Source organism: Pseudomonas sp. NPDC087029 (assembly GCF_044745345.1).
Lineage (GTDB): Bacteria > Pseudomonadota > Gammaproteobacteria > Pseudomonadales > Pseudomonadaceae > Aquipseudomonas > Aquipseudomonas faucium.
This window is the reverse complement of record NZ_JBIVAB010000014.1, coordinates 64,123-82,216: the sequence shown is the minus strand read 5'-3', so window position 1 is coordinate 82,216 and position 18,094 is coordinate 64,123. Positions and strand designations below refer to the sequence as shown.

13 protein-coding genes are annotated in these 18,094 nt (G+C 67.7%); 11 read left to right on the top strand and 2 right to left on the bottom strand.

What is annotated here, in order from left to right; genetic code table 11:
• Positions 1–285: 285 nt before the first annotated feature.
• The 11 genes from ACIPG5_RS20250 to ACIPG5_RS20200 all read left to right on the top strand — a co-directional run bounded on the left by ACIPG5_RS20250 (position 286) and on the right by ACIPG5_RS20200 (position 16,303).
• A complete protein-coding gene (locus tag ACIPG5_RS20250; RefSeq protein WP_401377557.1) occupies positions 286–2,601 on the top strand; it encodes a tetratricopeptide repeat protein in 2,316 nt (771 codons plus the stop codon).
• Between the two features lie 389 nt (positions 2,602–2,990).
• Positions 2,991–3,965, top strand: coding sequence for an AAA family ATPase (locus ACIPG5_RS20245; protein ID WP_401377554.1), 975 nt, complete (start codon positions 2,991–2,993; stop codon positions 3,963–3,965).
• Between the two features lie 11 nt (positions 3,966–3,976).
• Positions 3,977–4,927: a DUF58 domain-containing protein gene (locus tag ACIPG5_RS20240; RefSeq protein WP_401377551.1), complete on the top strand. Its 951-nt coding sequence runs from the start codon at positions 3,977–3,979 to the stop codon at positions 4,925–4,927.
• A complete protein-coding gene (locus ACIPG5_RS20235) occupies positions 4,924–5,409 on the top strand; it encodes a DUF4381 domain-containing protein (protein ID WP_401377549.1) in 486 nt (161 codons plus the stop codon). Before ACIPG5_RS20240 ends, ACIPG5_RS20235 begins: the two co-directional genes overlap by 4 nt.
• Positions 5,396–6,397: a vWA domain-containing protein gene (locus tag ACIPG5_RS20230; RefSeq protein WP_401377546.1), complete on the top strand. Its 1,002-nt coding sequence runs from the start codon at positions 5,396–5,398 to the stop codon at positions 6,395–6,397. Before ACIPG5_RS20235 ends, ACIPG5_RS20230 begins: the two co-directional genes overlap by 14 nt.
• Complete coding sequence (locus ACIPG5_RS20225; protein WP_401377543.1) at positions 6,394–7,977, top strand: VWA domain-containing protein; 1,584 nt, start codon at positions 6,394–6,396, stop codon at positions 7,975–7,977. Before ACIPG5_RS20230 ends, ACIPG5_RS20225 begins: the two co-directional genes overlap by 4 nt.
• Positions 7,974–9,293, top strand: a complete 1,320-nt coding sequence (locus ACIPG5_RS20220; protein ID WP_401377540.1) for a hypothetical protein — start codon at positions 7,974–7,976, stop codon at positions 9,291–9,293. Before ACIPG5_RS20225 ends, ACIPG5_RS20220 begins: the two co-directional genes overlap by 4 nt.
• Positions 9,294–9,306: 13 nt before the next feature.
• Entirely contained in the window at positions 9,307–10,332 is a 1,026-nt protein-coding gene (locus tag ACIPG5_RS20215; protein WP_401377537.1) for an HAD family hydrolase, read from the top strand.
• A 104-nt stretch (positions 10,333–10,436) separates the two neighbouring features.
• A complete protein-coding gene (locus tag ACIPG5_RS20210) occupies positions 10,437–12,005 on the top strand; it encodes an arylsulfatase (protein ID WP_401377535.1) in 1,569 nt (522 codons plus the stop codon).
• A gap of 79 nt (positions 12,006–12,084) precedes the next feature.
• Positions 12,085–14,613 (top strand): fused MFS/spermidine synthase, encoded by a 2,529-nt coding sequence (locus ACIPG5_RS20205; protein ID WP_401377532.1) that lies wholly within the window; start codon positions 12,085–12,087, stop codon positions 14,611–14,613.
• Between the two features lie 55 nt (positions 14,614–14,668).
• A complete protein-coding gene (locus tag ACIPG5_RS20200) occupies positions 14,669–16,303 on the top strand; it encodes a mechanosensitive ion channel family protein (protein WP_401377530.1) in 1,635 nt (544 codons plus the stop codon).
• On the opposite strand, the gene ACIPG5_RS20195 is transcribed toward ACIPG5_RS20200, so the two are convergent.
• Both ACIPG5_RS20195 and ACIPG5_RS20190 read right to left on the bottom strand, forming a co-directional pair.
• On the bottom strand, positions 16,300–17,313 hold the full coding sequence (locus ACIPG5_RS20195; RefSeq protein WP_401377527.1) for an AraC family transcriptional regulator ligand-binding domain-containing protein: 1,014 nt from the start codon (positions 17,311–17,313) through the stop codon (positions 16,300–16,302). The two genes, ACIPG5_RS20200 and ACIPG5_RS20195, sit on opposite strands and share 4 nt — an antisense overlap.
• Positions 17,314–17,390: 77 nt before the next feature.
• Complete coding sequence (locus ACIPG5_RS20190) at positions 17,391–18,059, bottom strand: DUF3313 domain-containing protein (protein ID WP_176515585.1); 669 nt, start codon at positions 18,057–18,059, stop codon at positions 17,391–17,393.
• Between the last annotated feature and the right edge of the window lie 35 nt (positions 18,060–18,094).

The window sequence follows — 18,094 nt, the reverse complement described above, 5'->3', positions numbered from 1 at the left end:
TTGTGGCTGCCTGCGCAGCCTTGTCATTCGATGAGGGCAACGCGTATGCAGGGCTCAAGGGCCGACCCGTTGCGGCACTGGAAAGTTACTCGGGCAAGGCACCTGGCTCAGGTGCTGGCTGGGCGACTGAGCCTGTCGCAGTGTAGTCGAGGTTTTTTCGGCCAGGCCCACGTGCACGATGCGCAGGAAGCAGAAGGCTGTACTAGGGTGAAGCTGTGTTTTGGGGTGCGAATACATCAGAACAGCCCGCTACAGGGCGAACAGCAATGGCCGTGGAGCTGATCAATGGGGTGGCGTGCACAGGCAGTGCAGGGGTTGCGAGTGCTCGTCAGAAGCACTGTGCTGTTGCTGGCGCTGGCCAGCACGCCGCTCGTCACGGCAGCGTCGGGAGGCGGCCAGCCGCCGGGCCAGGCCAAGGACCGTGAAGGCTACGCCGATGCCGGCAGCTGCCAGGCCTGCCACACCGAGCAGGCCGCACAGTGGCAGCATTCCGACCATGCCTGGGCGCTGCGCGATGCCAGCCCGGCCAACGTGCTGGGCAATTTCAATGACGTGCGCTACGACCAGGATGGCGTGCAGGCGCGCTTCTATCGCAAGGGCGATGGCTATTTCGTCAACCTCGAAGGCGAGGACGGCAAACCGGCCGACTTCAAGGTGCTCTACACCTTCGGCTACTCGCCGCTGCAGCAATATCTGGTGGCGTTGTCGCGGGGGCGCTTGCAGGCCCTGACCATCGCCTGGGACAGCCGGCCTGCGGAGCAGGGTGGCCAGCGCTGGTTCTCGCTCTATCCCGGGCAGCGCTTCACTCCGCAAGACCCGTTGCACTGGACCGGCCGCTACCAGAACTGGAACGGCATGTGCGCCGACTGCCATTCGACCTGGCTGCTCAAGCACTACGACGATGCCAAGGACAGCTTCGCCAGTACCTGGCAGGAGAAGACCGTGGGCTGCCAAGGCTGCCACGGGCCAAGCCAGGCCCATGTCGACTGGGCCAGGCGCAACCCCGGGGCATCGCCGGCCCAGGGCCTGGCGGTGGATTTCAAGGCGCTGGGCAGCAAAGGGCTGGTGGAGCAGTGCGCCTATTGCCACAGCCGCCGGCAGGGCCTTGGCACCGGCCAGTTGCCCGGCCACGCGCAGCTCGACCAGAGCCTGCCGGCCACCCTGCGCGCCGGCCTGTACCATGCCGATGGGCAGATCGACGGCGAGGTGTACGAGTACGGCTCGTTCACCCAGAGCAAGATGTACGCCGCCGGGGTCACCTGCACCGACTGCCACAACCCGCACACCACCAAGGTGCGCATCGAAGGCAACGGCCTGTGCCTGCAGTGCCACAACACCCAGCCCAACACCGCGCGCTTTGCCGGCTTGCAGGCCAAGGACTACGACAGCCCCGAGCACCATCACCATGCTGCAGGCTCGCCGGGCGCGCAGTGCGTGAACTGCCACATGCCGAGCAAGAACTACATGGTCGTCGACCCCCGGCGCGACCACGCCCTGCGCATTCCACGGCCGGACCTCGCGGCCCAGGGCGTCGGCCCGGATGCCTGCACGATGTGCCATCAAGACCGCCAGCCAGCATGGGCCGCCAGCGCCATCGACAGTTGGTTCAGCCAGCCCAAGCGCCCGGCCCACTACGGCGAAAGTTTCCATGCCGTGCGCGAAGACCCAAGTTCCGGCCTCAGCCGCCTGGGCTACGTGCTGGCAGACAAGAGCAACCCCGCTATCGTCCGGGCGACCGCTGCCGAGCAGCTGGCGGGCATGGGGCCTGCGGCCAGCAGCAACTTGCGCTGGGCGCTGCAGGACAAGGACGCGGTGGTGCGGGCCTATGCGGTGAACGGCTTCAGCCGTGTACCGCCCGAACAGCGCGTGGCGCCCTTGCTGGCGCTGTTGCAGGACCCGGCCCTGGCGGTGCGCGACGAAGCCGTGCGTGCGCTGGCCGACGTGCCCGCCGCGCAGCTTCCCGAAGCCAGCCGCCAACCGTACGGCGCCATGCTTGCCGAATACGAACAGCGCCTGCGCAGCAACGCCGACCTGCCGGGCGGGCGGCTCAACCTGGCGGTGCTGATGCAGCGCCAGGGCCGTGACGAGCAGGCCATGCAGCAGTACCGCCAGGCCCTGCGCATGGACCCGTATTTCACGCCGGCCAGGGTCAACCTGGTCACCCTGGCCAGTGGCAGCCAGCGCCTGGACGATGCCGAGCAGCTGCTGCGCGAAGGCGTGGCGCTGGACAAGATGCCCACCCCCGACCGCGGCAACCTGGCCTACATGCTCGCCCTGCTGCTGGTGGAGCGGGGCAAGCCCGAGGAGGCGGCGGGCTGGATGGAGCAGGCGGCCGTGGCCCTGCCGGGCAATACGCGCATTCGCTACAACCAGGGCTTGCTGCTGTCGCGCATGGACCGCCGAGACGAGGCGCTGCAGGCGTTGCGCAGTGGCCTGGAGCAGGCGCCGGCGGATGCGGACCTGCTGTATTCGCTGATCTACCTGCATGCCCTGGCAGGGGAGCGGGAGCAGGCCTGGCCGTATGTGCAGCGGATGCGCGAGGTGGCGCCGGAAGATCCGCGGTTGCGGGGCATCGAGCCGTATTGGCGGAAGCAGCCTTGAGGGGATCTTGGGGGCATGGGTTGGGATTTTTGGTGGTTTTGAGATCGAGCGCCGCCCGCGCGGCGCATCGCGGATAAATCCGCTCCTACATTTGTTGCAACGTGCCACGGTCTGTCAGGCCATGGTTGTCCGCTCTTGGTGCCCGCCGAGGAACTGCGTCGTGCCACCAAGGCTGGCAACCATGGCTTATCAGGCATAGGTACGTTGCAACAAATGTGGGAGCGGATTTATCCGCGATGCGCCGCGCGGGCGGCGCTCGATCTCACATCCACTACAAAACCCAACCCAAGCACCAGCGGCGCATGTTCTCTTCACGACACCCCATTGCACCCCACCCCAACCCAACTAGATTTACCAGACTCCCAAACGCCACCCAGGAACCCCGCCCCGTGAACACTCACGAACACGTCCAGGCCCTGGAAGCTTCGGTCGCGCAAAAGGTCCTCGGCCAGGCCGAGACCATCCGCCACGTGCTGCTGGGCCTGCTCGCCAACGGCCATGTGCTGCTCGAAAGCCTCCCAGGCCTGGCCAAGACCCGCACGGTCAAAGCCCTGGCCACGCACCTGGACGCGCAGATGCGGCGCATCCAGTTCACCCCCGACCTGCTGCCGTCGGACATCACCGGCGGCGAGATCCTGCAGCAGACCGCCGAAGGCAACAGCATCCGTTTCCAGCCCGGCCCGCTGTTCGGCAACGTCATCCTCGCCGACGAAATCAACCGCGCCCCGGCCAAGGTCCAGGCCGCCTTGCTGGAGGCCATGGAAGAGCGGCAGATCACCGTGGCCGGGCAGAGCTACCCGATGCCGGGGCTGTTCATGGTGCTGGCGACCCAGAACCCCATCGAGCAGGAGGGCACCTACCCCTTGCCCGAGGCGCAGATGGACCGCTTCCTGATGAAGCTGCAGCTCGACTACCCGCGCCCTGAAGACGAAACCCAGGTGCTGCGCCTGGTGCGCGAAGAGGACCAGGCCAGCCATGACGGCACGACACAGCCCGCGCGGCTGGCCCAGCAGGTGATTTTCGACGCCCGTCGCGAAGTGGCCCAGGTGCACGTGGCCGCCGCCATCGACCGCTACCTCATCGACCTGGTCAACGCCACCCGCCACCCCGGCGACTACGATGCCGACCTGGCCCGCTGGATCAGCATCGGTGCCAGCCCGCGCGGCGGCATCAGCCTGGACCGGGTGTCGCGGGCGCATGCCTGGCTCAATGGCCAGGACTTCGTTTCGCCGGATAACGTGCGTGCCGTGGTGCACCCGGTGCTGCGCCACCGCCTGCAGCTTTCCTACGACGCCATCACCGATGGGGTGGGCGCCGACCAGGTCATCGACCGGCTGTTGGACAAGGTGGCCATTCCCGCCTGACGGAGATACCGATGCCTGCGCGCAGCGTTGCCGCCGATGGTTTCGTCTATGCCGCCCTCGCCGAACTGATGGCGCTGGAAGCACGTGCCCGCGGCTTGAGCTTCGTCGCGCGCCAGCCGCTGTCGAGCATCCTTTCCGGCAACCACGCCTCGCGCCTGCGCGGGCGCGGGCTGAGCTTCGATGAACTGCGTCATTACATCCCCGGCGATGACCTGCGCCACCTCGACTGGCGCGCCTCGCTGCGCTATGGCAAGCCATTCGTGCGCACGTTCACCGAGGAGCGCGACCGGCCCACGCTGGTGCTGGTCGATCAACGCATGAGCATGTATTTCGGCTCGCAGCGCTACTTCAAGTCGGTCAGCGCCGCGCAACTGGCGGCCATCTGCGCGTGGATGGCGTTCCATGCCGGCGACCGGGTCGGTGGCATGGTGTTCGGCAACCAGCAGATCGACTATGTGCGCCCGCTGCGCAGCCGTGCGCGGGTCGAGGCATTGTGCAGCGCGGTGATCAAGGCCAACCAGCGCTTGTCGGCCTATGCCGCGGACGAGGAGAACGACGCGCAGCTGGACAAGGTGCTGCGCAGCTGCGTGGCCTCGGCGGGCCATGATCACCTGATCTGCATCATCAGCGACTTCGCCGGCATCGGCCCGGACACCCTGGCGTTGCTGCGCCAGTTGCGCCAGCACAACGACGTGATCGCCATCCAGGTCTATGACCCGATTGCCCTGCAACTGCCGGACAAGGGCCGGCTCAATGTGACCCAGGGCGCCCAGCAGGTAGAGTTTGAGGTTGGTCAGCGCCGCATCAACCGGCCCTTGGGCGAGTTCCTGGCCGGGCGCCTGCGCGATGTCGCCGAACTGCTGCGTCGCAGCCAGGTGCCGTTGATGCTGGTGAGCACTGGCGACGACAGCCTTGAACAATTGCGCCGGGAGCTGGGCCGCCTGGCCCAGGCATCGCGATGAATACCCCAGCGCCTGCCATCGACCAGTTGCGCGAACTGGCGCCCGGCGCGCCGCCGTTCAGCTACCTGCCGCAGACCTGGGCCTGGCTGGTGGTGGGCGTGCTGTTGCTGGCGCTGGTGCTGCTGTGGGCGGCGCTGCGCTGGCGGCGCTGGCAGCGCGAGCGTTATCGCCGTGAAGCCTTGCAGCGGCTCGAGCAACTGGCGGGCGACGGGCTGGCCGGTTTGCGCGAACTGCCCGAGTTGCTCAAGCGGGTCGCCTTGTCGATGCCGGGGGCGCCGCCGGTGGCCAGCCTGGCCGGTGCGCAGTGGCAGGCGTTTCTCGCCCGGCATGCGCCGCAGCCGCTGCCCGAGGGCTTTGCCGACACCCTGCACACGCTCGCCTATGCACCGGATGCCCAGGTGCTCGGGTTGCAGGCGCAGCAGCTCGACGCCTTGTTCAGTGCCAGCCGCCGCTGGATCGAGGGGCACCATGTGGCAGTTTGACTACCCCTGGGTGTTCCTGCTGCTGCCCCTGGCCTGGGTGGCCTACCGGATGCTGGGCGTCTACCAGGAAAGCCGCAGTGCACTGCGGGTGCCGTTTTTCGCGGCCATGAGCCGTGCCGTCGGCAAACAGCCGGGCGCCGCGAGCGCCAGTGGTGGGCGCGGGCAGTTGCTGCTCAATGTGCTGGTGTGGGGGCTGCTGGTGGCGGCCTGTGCCAGGCCGGTGCTGGTGGAGCGGCCGATCCAGCGCGAACAGCCCATGCGCGACATGATGCTGGCCATCGACATCTCCCAGTCCATGTCGGCCACCGACTACACCAACGCCGAAGGCCAGCGCACCGACCGCCTGAGCGCGGTGAAGGCGGTGGTGCGCGACTTCATCGCCCGGCGCAAGGACGACCGCATCGGCTTGATCGTGTTCGGCACCGGGGCCTACCCCCAGGCGCCGCTGACCCTGGACCACGCCAGCCTGCTGATGTTGCTGGACGAAGTAGGCATCGGCATGGCCGGGCCCAACACTGCGTTGGGCGATGCCATTGGCCTGACCATCAAGGCCATGGCCCATGCCCAGGCGCCGGAGAAGGTGCTGATCCTGCTCACCGACGGCAACGACACCGGCAGCGCCATCACCCCCGAGCACGCAGCGCGCCTGGCTCGGGCCAATCGTATCGTGGTACATACCATTGGTATCGGTGACCCGCAGGCCACCGGTGACGCCAAGGTCGACCTGGCCGCCCTGCAGGCGATCGCCCACACCACCGGCGGCCAGTTCTTCCGCGCCGATGACCGCCAGGCCCTGCAACAGGTGTACGCCACCCTCGACCGGCTGACCCCGCACCAGGTCAAGACCTTCAGCCACCAGCCCAAGCGTGACCTGTTCACCTGGCCGCTGGGCGCAGCCCTGGCGCTGTTGCTGCTGGGCCAGTTGCTGGCCCTGGCGCGCGCAAGGCTCGCAGGCCGACGGCCGCAACCTGTGGAGCCGCCGGCATGACCTTCGATCTCGCCGCGTTCCACTTCCTGCGGCCGCTGTGGCTGCTGATGCTGCTGCCCGGCGTGCTGCTGCCGCTGCTGTGGCTGCGCCGGCACGACCTGCGCCGCCAGCTTGACGGCATCATCGCCCCGCACCTGGTCGCGCACCTGCTGATCACCCCGCAGGAACAGCGGCGCTGGCGCCCCGTGCACCTGCTCGGCGCGGTGCTGGTGCTCGGCGCCCTGGCCGCCGCCGGGCCGACCTGGCAGCAGGACACCCCAGACTTTCTCGACAACCGCGCACCGCTGATCATTGCCGTGGACCTGTCGCCTTCGATGGATGCCGACGACGTGCCGCCCAGCCGCCTGGCGGCGGTGCGCCACACCCTGCACGACCTGGTGCTGCGCCGCGCCGGGGCGCGCACGGCGCTGGTCGCCTACGCCGGCAGCGCGCACTTGGTGCTGCCGGCCACCGATGACCCGGCGTTGCTCGACACCTTCATCCAGGCCCTGGCCACCGACCTGATGAGCAAGCCCGGCAAGGACGCACTGGGCGCGATCGACCAGGCGCTCAAGCTGCTGGACGCGGAACAGGCGCCCGGCAGCCTGGTGCTGCTGACCGATGGCGCCGACCCCAGCCAGTTCGAGGCAATCGGCAAGCGTTTGCGCGGCAGCCCGCTGCAGGTGCTGGTGCTGGCGGTCGGCAGCCAGCCAAGTGGCCCGCTGCGCGATGCCCAGGGCCTGCCCAGGCTCGATGCCCAGGGGCGCCCGGTGCAGGGCGATTTCGATGCCCAGGGCCTCAAGGGCCTGGCCAAGGCGGCGAATGCGCCGCTGGGCAGCCTGTCGCTCAATGACGACGACCTGGACTGGATCGAGCTGCATGCCCAGCGCCATTTCAAGGCTGCCAGTGGCCTGGAGGCGCAGTTGCACTGGAAGGATGCCGGCTACTGGCTGTGCTGGCCGCTGCTGCTGGTGCTGTTGAGCGTGCGCCGGGGCTGGTGGGTGAACTGGCTGCCGGGCCTGCTGCTGGCCCTGCTGCTGGGCGCAACCGCGCAGCCTGCCCGGGCGGGGGCGCTGGCCGATGCCTTCTTCACCGCCGACCAGCAAGGGCGCTGGGCGTTCGAGCATGGGCACTACCCGCAGGCTGCTGCGCAGTTCCACGACCCGTACTGGAAGGGCGTCGCCGCCTACGAGGCTGCCGACTTCCAGGCGGCGCTGGCCAGCCTGGGCAAGGTCGATACGCCAATGGCCTGGTTCTACCAGGGCAACAGCTACGTGCGCCTGTTCAAGTTCCCCCAGGCGATTGCCGCCTACCAGCAGGCCTTGCGCCTGCAGCCGGAGTTCGCCGAAGCCCAGGCCAACCTGGCGCTGGCCCAGGCGCTGCTCAAGGATTACCAGGACCAGCAGCAGGCAGACCCACCCGACGAGAAACCCGACAAGGTCGTCGAGGACCAGACGCCCAGCGCAGGCGGCAAGCAACAGCAGCAACAGACCGCCCAGGCAGCGTCCGATCAGCTGTGGCTGAACAACCTCACCACTTCGCCGGCGCAGTTCCTCAGGCGCAAGTTCGCGCTGCAGGATGCGGCCAAGGAGGCGCCATGATTCGCAGGGCCTTGCTGCTGTTGATGTGCCTGGCCGGGCTTGCGAATGCGGCGGACCCCGAGGTGAGGGTGCAGGCGCGGCTGGTGCCGGACAAACCGGTGATGACCGGGGCCACGGTCAACCTGGAAGTGGACCTGCTGGTCGACACCTGGTTCACCGATGCCCCGGTGCTGCCAGCGCTGCAACTGGCCGGCGCGGTGGTCAGCCCGCCCAGCGGCCAAGCCCAGCACCTGAACCAGCAGCTCGACGGCAAGGCCTTCTTCGGCTTGCGTTATCACTACCAGATCACCCCCACCGTGGCGCAGCGCTTCGACATCCCGGCGCTGGCCTTTGGCGTTCAGCCTGGCCCGGATAACCAGGCGCTGACCGTGCGCAGCCAGCCGCTGTCGTTCCAGGCTAGCGGGCCCGCCAGCACGGCCGGCGAGCAGCGCCTGGTGGCGCAGCGGGTGGAGCTGACGCAGACCATCGAGCGCTCGCACAGCCCTTTGCGGGTCGGTGACAGCATCACGCGCCGCCTGCATACGGTGGCCGTCGGTGCCCAGGCCATGCTGATCCCGCCGCCGTCGTTGAGCGAGGTCGAAGGTTTCAAGCGCTATGTGCAGACGCCCCAGGTAGCGCCGCTCAGCGATGGCCGCGGCGGCACCCTGGGCGGCCAGCGCGAGGACAGTGTCAGCTATGTGGCCACGGCCGCCGGGCATTTCAGCCTGCCGGCCATCGAGCTGAAGTGGTGGGATGGCGCGACGGGCGAGGCGCACACGGCTTCGCTGCCTGCGGTGCAGGTGCAGGCACAGGCGGGCACCTACCAGGCACCGTTCTCCCTCACGCAAGACCTGCAGGTCCTCGGCCAGGGGGCGCAGGTCAGGCTTTCCGGCCATTGGCTGGTGCTGCTGGCAGCGCTGTCGCTGTTGGCGGCATTGGCATGGGCCGGGCGTGAATGGGGGCGGGCAGGCTGGCACTGGCTGCGCGGTTGGCAGGCCCGGCGCCACCAGGCCTGGCTCGATTCGCCAGGCTTTGCCCTGCGCCAGGCCCGGCAGCAGTGCGCCCGCCTGCCGGTGCGCCTGGACGGCCTGTACCTGTGGGTTCGGCGCCGCACCGGGCGACGTGTGCTGTCGTCAAGTGAACATCCCTGTGGCGAGCATTCGCAGGGCGATTTGCTAGCCTTTTTCCAGGCCGCGTACGGCGCCCAGGGCGAGCCCGCGCTCAGCGCCGCTGCGCGCAAGCGCCTGCTGCAGCGCTTGCGCCAGGAGGCTGCCAAGGGCCAGCCGAATTGCGCTGACAAACACGCGCTGCATGATCTGAACCCCCGAAGCCGCTGATCGAGGTAAGGCAATGACGCAAGCGAGGCTCACCCTGCGCGACTCGGCCCGCGGCGCTGCGCGCCAGGCCGGTTTGTGCCTGGTGCTCATCCTGCTGCCACTGCTGGCCCAGGCGGCCGACCCGCTGCCGGCCTGGCGCGAAGGCCCTTCGCGCAGCGCCATCGTGGCCTTCGTCGAGGCGGTCAGCCAGCAAGGCGGGCCGGACTACGTCGCGCCGGCCGATCGCATCGCCGTGTTCGACAACGACGGCACCCTGTGGAGCGAGCAGCCGCTGTACTTCGAAGTGTTGTTCGCCATGGACGAGGTCAGGCGCCTGGCCCCCGAACACCCCCAGTGGCGTACCCGGCAACCGTTCAAGGCGGTGCTCGAGCGCGACCATCAGGCCCTGGCCGCACAAGGCATGGATGGCCTGCTGAAGATCGTCGCCGCCACCCATTCGGGCATGAGCAGCAGCGACTTCATCGCCCGCAGCCGCGCTTGGCTGGCCAGCGCCCGCCACCCGCGCACCGGCAAGCCGTACACCGAAATGGTGTTCCAGCCGATGCTGGAGCTGCTGGCCTACCTGCGCGACAACGGCTTCAAGACCTACATCGTCTCGGGGGGCGAGGTGGCCTTCATGCGCGCGTTTGCCGAGGAGGTGTACGGCATCCCGCCGGAACAGGTGATCGGCACCACCCTGGGCGCCCGCTTCCAGGACCAGCAGGGCAAATTGAGCATCCAGCGCCTGCCCACCATCCAGCACAACGACGATGGCCCGGGCAAGCCTGTGAGCATCGACTGGGTCATCGGCCGCCGGCCGATCCTGGCCTTCGGCAATTCCGACGGCGACCTGCAGATGCTGCAGTGGACCATGGCCGGGCCAGGCCGGCGCTTTGCCGGGTTGGTGCACCACACCGACGCCCACCGTGAATGGGCCTATGACCGCACGAGCAAGGTCGGGCACCTGGACAAGGCCCTGGACCAGGCGCAGGCCAAAGGTTGGACGGTGGTGGACATGGCCGGGGAATGGCGCCGTGTGTATCCCTTCGAAACACCCTGAAGCGTTATCAACCAACCGCAGGAGTACAGGGCCCGGCCCGTGTCGGCAGCCCATGTGCCCGAAGTCGTGGACTACAGCAGTGACGTGAAACGGAGAGCGTAGCTATGAAGTCCAGAAGAGCATGGTTGTCGGCGGCCGCCCTCGCGGCCACGGCAACGTTCGCGGCGGGGCTGGCCAGTGCGGCGGACAAGCCGAACATCCTGGTGATATTCGGCGACGATATCGGCCAGACCAACATCAGCGCCTACGGCAAGGGCGTGGTCGGCTACCAGACGCCGAACATCGACCGCATTGCCAAGGAAGGCATGATGTTCACCGATTACTATGCCGAGAACAGCTGTACGGCGGGGCGTTCGACCTTCATCACCGGCCAGTCGGCGTTGCGCACCGGCTTGTCCAAGGTCGGCATGCCGGGTGTGCCGGTGGGCCTGCAGGCGCGCGATGTGACCATTGCCCAGGCGCTCAAGGCCGAAGGCTACGCCACCGGCCAGTTCGGCAAGAACCACCTGGGCGATCGCGATGAATACCTGCCCACCAACCACGGTTTCGACGAGTTCTTCGGCAACCTCTACCACCTCAACGCCGAAGAGGAGCCGGAGCGCCCGTACTGGCCCAAGGATGACGAGGCGTTCACCAAGGCTGCCTCGCCACGCGGGGTGATCAAGTCCAGCGCCGATGGCAAGATCGAGGACACCGGTGCGCTCACCTCCAAACGCATGGAAACCATCGACGACGAGACCACCCAGGCTGCAATCAACTTCATCGACAAGCAGGTCAAGGCCAACAAACCGTTCTTCGTGTGGATGAACACCACCCGCATGCACGCCTTCACCCATGTGCGCGAGTCGATGCAGGGGCAGAGCGGCATGGTCGGCAACGAGTATGCCGATGGCATGCTCGAGCATGACGGCGATGTCGGCAAGCTGCTCAAGACCCTGGACGACCTCAAGGTCGCCGACAACACCATCGTCGTCTACACCACTGACAACGGCCCCAACCAGTGGTCCTGGCCGGATGCGGCGACCACGCCGTTCCGCAACGAGAAGAACTCCAACTGGGAGGGTGCCTTCAGGGTGCCGGCGATGGTGCGCTGGCCAGGCAAGATCAAGCCTGATTCGGTAAATACCCAGATGATGTCCGGCCTCGACTGGTTCCCGACATTGCTGGCGGCAACCGGCGACGTCGACATCAAGGACCGCCTGCTCAAGGGCGCCGATGTCGGTGGCAAGAACTTCAAGGTGCACCTGGACGGCTTCAACCAGCTCGACATGCTCACCGGCAAGACCGACAAGAGCGCGCGCACCGAGTTCTACTATTTCAACGATGACGGCGAGCTGGTGTCGATGCGCTATGGCGATTGGAAGATCGTCTTCTGCGAGCAACGCGCGCCAGGCGGCTTCGCGGTCTGGAGCGAACCCTTCACCTGCCTGCGCGTGCCGAAGATGTTCAACCTGCGCATGGACCCTTACGAGCGGGCGGACGTGGTTTCCGACCAGTACAACGACTGGCTGACCAAGAACGACTACCTTGTCTTCAACGGCATCAAGAAGGCCGCCGCGTTCCTCCAGACCTTCGTCGACTACCCGCCTAGCCAGCGGCCGGCGAGCTTCAGCATCGACCAGATCCGCGCCGATGTGGACAAGAAGATCGAGGAGAAGATGAACAAGCAGTGAGCCCCCCCTGTGGGAGCCGGCAAGCCGGCTCCCACAGTCATTCATCAGTAGCAACCTTCACCAGACAAGGGCTTCGTGCATGGCATCACCTGCAGCATCCTCCGTCGTCACCGCTGCGCCGCAGAGCAAGGCGCACCTGCAGGTGCTGTTACCCGCCACGCTGCTGTTCCTCTCCGGCGCCGCCGGCCTGGTCTACCAGGTGCTCTGGATCAAACAACTGTCGCTGGTGGTCGGCGTGGAAGTGCACGCCGTGGCCACCGGCATCAGTGCCTTTTTCGCAGGCCTTGCCCTGGGCGGCCTGCTGTTCGGGCGCTGGGCCGACCGCTTGCAGCGCCCGGTGCAGCTCTACGTAGGCCTGGAGCTGGCAGTGGCGTTGCTTGGCATCGGCGCCACCCTGGGCCTGGCCCACGCCGCCGGGCCGTTCGCCCGCCTGGAAGGCAGCGCCGGCCTGTTGGCCTGGGCCTTGCCGTTTGCCCTGGTCGGGCTGCCGGCCTTGCTCATGGGCGGCACCTTGCCGGTGCTGGTGCGCGCCGTGGCACCGGCCAGCGGCCAGTTGGCGGAGGCGGGTGGCCGGCTGTATGTGGCGAACACCGCAGGCGCCATCGCCGGCACCTTGCTGGCCGCGTTCGTGCTGCTGCCTCGCCTGGGGGTTAGCGGTAGCGCCTGCGCCGCCGCCTCGCTCAACCTGCTGGCCGCCCTGGGCGCCTGGCTGGCCCGCCGGCGCGATGCAGCGTTGCCGCCCGCGGCCCTGCGCACGTCGACCCCGCGAGGTGCTCAAGCGCGCCTGGCCATCGGTTTGTACTGCCTCGCCGGCGGCGTCGCCCTGGGCTATGAGGTGGTGTGGAGCCAGTCGATCGTGGCGTTCATGAGCACCCGTGCGTTCGCCTTCGCCGTGGTGCTGGCCACCTACCTGGGCGGTCTGCTCGCCGGTAGCGCCCTGTATGCGCGGCGTGCCGATCGAATTCGTGATCCCTGGGGCCTGTTCGGCCTGCTGATCGCCCTGGCCGGCTTGCTGGCCCTGTTGCAGCTTGCCGGGCTTGGACGCTGGCTGGTGCTGGCCCAGACCCAGGCCGAAATGCTCGCCCTGCAGTTGTTCGGCAGCGAGCTGGCCGGGATGTGCGCCCGCTTCGCCACGGCGGCGCTGTGCATGGTGCTGCTGCCGACCACCTTGCTCGGCGCGGCCTTCCCCCTGGCCTTGCGCCTGGCGGTGGACAGCGGCCATGTCGGCCGTGACGTGGGCGCGGTGGTGGCGCTCAACACCTTGGGTGGCATCGTCGGCGTGCTGCTGACCGGTTTCGTGCTGGTACCGCAACTGGGCCTGGTGCGCGCCCTGGGGGTGCTGGCCGGCCTTGCCGCAGTGGTCGGCCTGCTGGCGGTGTGGCGGGGGCAGGGCGTGCGACGGCCCATGGCTTTCGCGGTGGTTGCGGTGGCCGCTGCGACCCTGCTGGTGGCGGCCCTCACGCCGCCCCAGCGCCTGGCCGAGCTGCTGCCCGGTGCGCGTAACGGCCAGCTCACCTACTACCACGAGGGCAAGGGTGGCACCGTGGCGGTGGTCAGCCAGGGGCGCCAGGGCCAGACCTTCAACCGCCTGTACATCCAGGGCGTATCCAACACCGGCGATGCCATGCCCTCGCTGCGCTACATGCGCCTGCAGGCCCTGTTGCCGCTGCTGATCCACCGCGGCGAGCCGCGTTCGGCGCTGGTGATCGGCTTCGGTACCGGCATCACCGCCGGGGCGATGCTGCGCTACCCGGGGCTGCAGCGCCCGGTGGTGGCCGAGCTGCTGCCCGAGGTGCTGCAAGCAGCGCCACAGTTCAAAGGCAATTTCTCCGCCGTCAGTGATCCTCGCCTGGAAATTCGCCTGCGCGATGGCCGCCGTGAATTGCTGCGCAGCGAACAGCGCTACGACCTGGTGACCCTCGAACCACCGCCCCCCTCGGCGGCGGGTGTGGTCAACCTGTACTCGCGCGACTTCTACCAGCTCGCTGCCGCACGGCTGGAGCCAGGCGGCCTGGTCGCGCAGTGGCTGCCGCTGCCGACCCAGAACGAAGAGGACAGCCGCGCGCTGGTGCAGAGCTTCATCGAAGTCTTCCCCCATGCGTCGCTGTGGACCACCGAGTTCCACGAAATGCTGCTGATCGGCTCGCTGCAACCGTTGCAGCTGGATGTGCCCAGGATTCGTCAGCGCCTGGCGCAGCCTGCGGTGGCCCAGGCGCTGGCGGAGGTGGGTGTGGACTCGGCGCAGGCGCTGCTGGCGACCTGGGTCACCGACCGCGATGGGCTGCAACGTTTTGCCGGCAACGCCAAGCCTGTGACCGACGACCAGCCGCGCATCGAGTACGCCGGCTGGGTACGGCCGCGGGAAATCACCCGGGTGCTGCCGGCGCTGCTGGCGCTCAAGGGCGCGCCACCCCTGCAAGGCGCCGACCCTGCCTTCGCCAGTGCGGTGAGCGAGCGCTGGCAGGCGCTTGCGCGCTTCTACAGCCTCAGCCTGCATGCCTACAACGGCAACCGCCAGGCCTGGGCGCGGGAGGCCCGGGAGCTGGCCAGAAGCGACGGCGACAACCCTTATTTCCGCTGGTTCCTGGGGCCAGGCCCCGGCCAGTGAACCCTGTGCTATCACTACACAGATGCCGTGCGTCCGAGTGCCCAGGGAGTGTGCAATGAACCACCTTTTCCGCCTGCTGCTGGTGTGGCTGCTGCTGTTGCCCGCCGTGGGGCAGGGCAGTGACAGCGCCGCCAGCGCCACCGACGGTGTGCCCGCCGACCCGGCCGAGCTGGTCATCGCCAACCGCAGCATCTTCACCTTCAACGCCACGCTGCTGGGAGAAACGCCGGCCGCCCGGGTGCAGCGCGCCACGGCGGTGATCGAAGAGGCGCTGCGCGGCACCGACGACCTGCAGGTCAGCGTCGACAGGATTCTCAACAGCCACATGGTGCTGCTCGGCGGTCATCGGGCCTTCATCGTCGCGCCCCTGGATGTGGGCGTGAACGGTGGCGACACGCGCCTGGCCGCCGAGCAGGCCGCCGCGGCGCTGCGCCAGGTGGTGGAGGAGACCGGTGAAGCGCGCAGCCTGCGCTTTCTGCTCAAGGCGGTGGGCTGGTCGGCATTGTCCACCTTGCTCTTCGTGGTGCTGATCAAGGGTGCCAACTGGGGCCGACGCAAGCTGCGCGGGGTGCTGACGCAGTTGATGCGCGAGCGCGCCAAGCAGATCCGTGTTGGCCAGCTGCCGCTGTTCGACATGCAGTACGTGTACTACCTGATCGATCGCCTGCTGCGCCTGTTGTACTGGGTGGTGGTGTTTCTGCTGAGCTACCAGTGGCTGAGCTTCGTGCTGTCGCAGTTCCCCTATACCCGGCCCTGGGGCGAGAGCCTCAACGTGCACTTGCTCGACCTGCTGCGCTATCTGCTGCATGGCATGCTGCAGGCCATCCCCGGCATTGCCGTGGCGGTGATGATCTTCTTCATCGCCCGCGGCATCAGCGGCTTCAGCCGGCGCATCCTGGAGCGCATGGCGCGCCCCGGCACGCTCAAGTGGCTGACCGAGGAAACCCTGCAGCCCACCACCCGCCTGACCTCGCTGGCGATCTGGCTGTTCGCCCTGGTGATGGCCTACCCATACCTGCCAGGCTCCGGCACCGATGCGTTCAAGGGTTTGTCGGTGCTGCTCGGCTTGATGATCTCGCTGGGGGCCTCCAGCGTGGTGGGGCAGGCCGCAGCCGGGCTGATCCTGACCTATTCGCGCACCCTGAAGGCGGGCGAGTACGTGCGGGTGGGCGACAACGAAGGCACGGTGACCGAAGTGGGCATGTTCAACACCACCATTCGCACCGGCCTTGGCGAGGTGCTGACCTTGCCCAACTCGATGATCACAGGCTCCGTGACGCGCAATTATTCGCGGGTGGTGCAGGGCCGCGGCTATATCGTCGACACGGTCGTCACCATCGGCTACGACACGCCCTGGCGCCAGGTCGAGGCGATGCTGGTGGAGGCTGCCGAGCGTACCGAAGGCATCGTTGCCAAGCCCCGGCCGCAGGTGTTCCAGACCGGGCTTTCGGACTTCTACCCGGAATACCGCCTGGTGGCCCAGGCCGTGCCCAGCGAGCCACGGCCGCGGGCCGAGCTGCTGAGCCTTTTGCATGCCAACATCCAGGACGTGTTCAACGAGTACGGCGTGCAGATCATGTCGCCGCATTATCTGGGTGACCCGGCGCAGGAGAAGTGGGTGCCGCGGGAGAAATGGTTTGCCGCGCCGGCCCGGGATGCCTCCAGCAAGCCGCAGGACAGGCAGGGTTAAAGCTGGGCGACCTGCGGGTCGCCATGCTGGCGGCGGTGTTCCAGCGGCGTCATGTCGAACCAGCGCAGGTGGGCGCGGCAGAATGAGGTGGTGCGCCGGTAGCCCAGCTCGCTGGCGATCTGGCCCACGCTCAGGCCGGTGCTGCGCAGCATCTGCTGGGCCTGGCGCCGGCGCATGCCATCGAGGTAATCCTCGAAGTCGATGCCATCGCTCGCCAGGCGCCGCTGCAGCGTGCGCGGGTTCAGCTCAAGGGCCAGGGCAACCTGCTCCAGGGTGCAGCGTTGGCTGGGCAGCAGCATCTGGATGATGCGTTCGACCTGGGCGCACAGGCTGTCACAGGGCGCCGCCTGCTGCTCCAGGTAATGGCGCACGATGGCATGCAATGCCGCGTCATGGTGAACGCAGGCCTCTTGCAGCACATCCGCCGGCATCAGCAGGCAGTTGTGCGGCTGATCGAACAACACCGGGCAGTCGAAGTAGCGCAGGTAGCCGGCCGGCTCGCCCAGCGCCAGGTGGCGCAAGGTCACGGCCTTCGGGCGCAGGGGCGTGCCGCGCAGCTCGCCGATCAACAGCCTGGCGCCCATCACCGATTTTTCGACGACCTGCGGTGTGTGCCGCGAATCGGGCAGGCCACTGTCGAAGTACAGCAGTGCCTGGCCGGCGCGGTGCTCCAGGCGAAAATGAATGGCCGGGCTGTAGTGGCGCATGTAGCGAATCACCGCCACCAGCGCATGGCCGACGGTGGGCGCCGAGTTGGCCAGGTGGCGCAGCGGGCCGACCAGGGTCGCGCCTTGCAGCAGCGCCAGTTCCAGGCCGAAACGCGGCAGGCTGAGGGCGTGCGCACTGCCCTCGAACCATTGCACGAGGTTGAGGTAGGGCAGGCGCTTGGCATAGTTGCCGACCACCTGCGGGTCGATCTTCAGTGGCGCCAGCAAGTCGCGCTGCCGAGCGCCGTGCTCGGTCAGCAGTTGGTCGAATTGCAGTAGAGCGCTGCCGCGAATGCTGTCCATGGGATCGCGCCTCGGTAGGGCCGAGCAAGGGTGCTACGCCCCACTGCAGGCTCGGCCCTGCAGTGGGGTGGGGCGGTTTACTTTCTCAGGGCCTGGAACGAGCTGACCATGTCCTTGGCCCAGCCATCGAGCACGGCCTTGGCGTCCTTGGCCTGCATCACCTGGGACGAATCATCCAGCTCGGTGCCGGCGCCCTTGCGCACCACCTCGGCCACCACCTGGTTGGTCTCGCCATCGAGGAACGCCGCTTCCGTGGCGATGCTGGTGTCCTGGTCGCGGATGCCGGTGGCGGTGCTGATGCCGGCGGCGATCAGCGCGATCGGGATCACTTCATACGGGCGCAGGCTCTTGGTCTGGGCGCTGACGGCGGTGATCGCCGGGCGCACTACCAGTACCCGTGGGCCAGGGCTGCTGGCCAGCGGCAACACCTGGGAGAAGTGGTTCTTGAGGGTCTGGTCGTAGTACTGGGTGATGCCCTGCAGGGTCGACTGCGGCACCTTTTCGGTCGGCTGCGGTTTCGGGTAGAGCTGGCTTGGCTCGATGTACACGCTGGTGTAGCGCTTGGCATCCACCCCCGACTTGATCCAGCGCATCACCGGTGCGCCCGAGGGCGACTTGTCTTCCTTGAGGATGCTGTAGTCCTTGAGGAAGCCCGAATACTGGTCGGACTCCACGTATTTGCTAGCGCAGCCCTGCAGCATGAGCGTTGCAAGGCACAGCGATGCAGCTAACGTCTTGGTGTTCATGCAGCTTCTCCTTCTTACGATGATCGGGTCTGCGG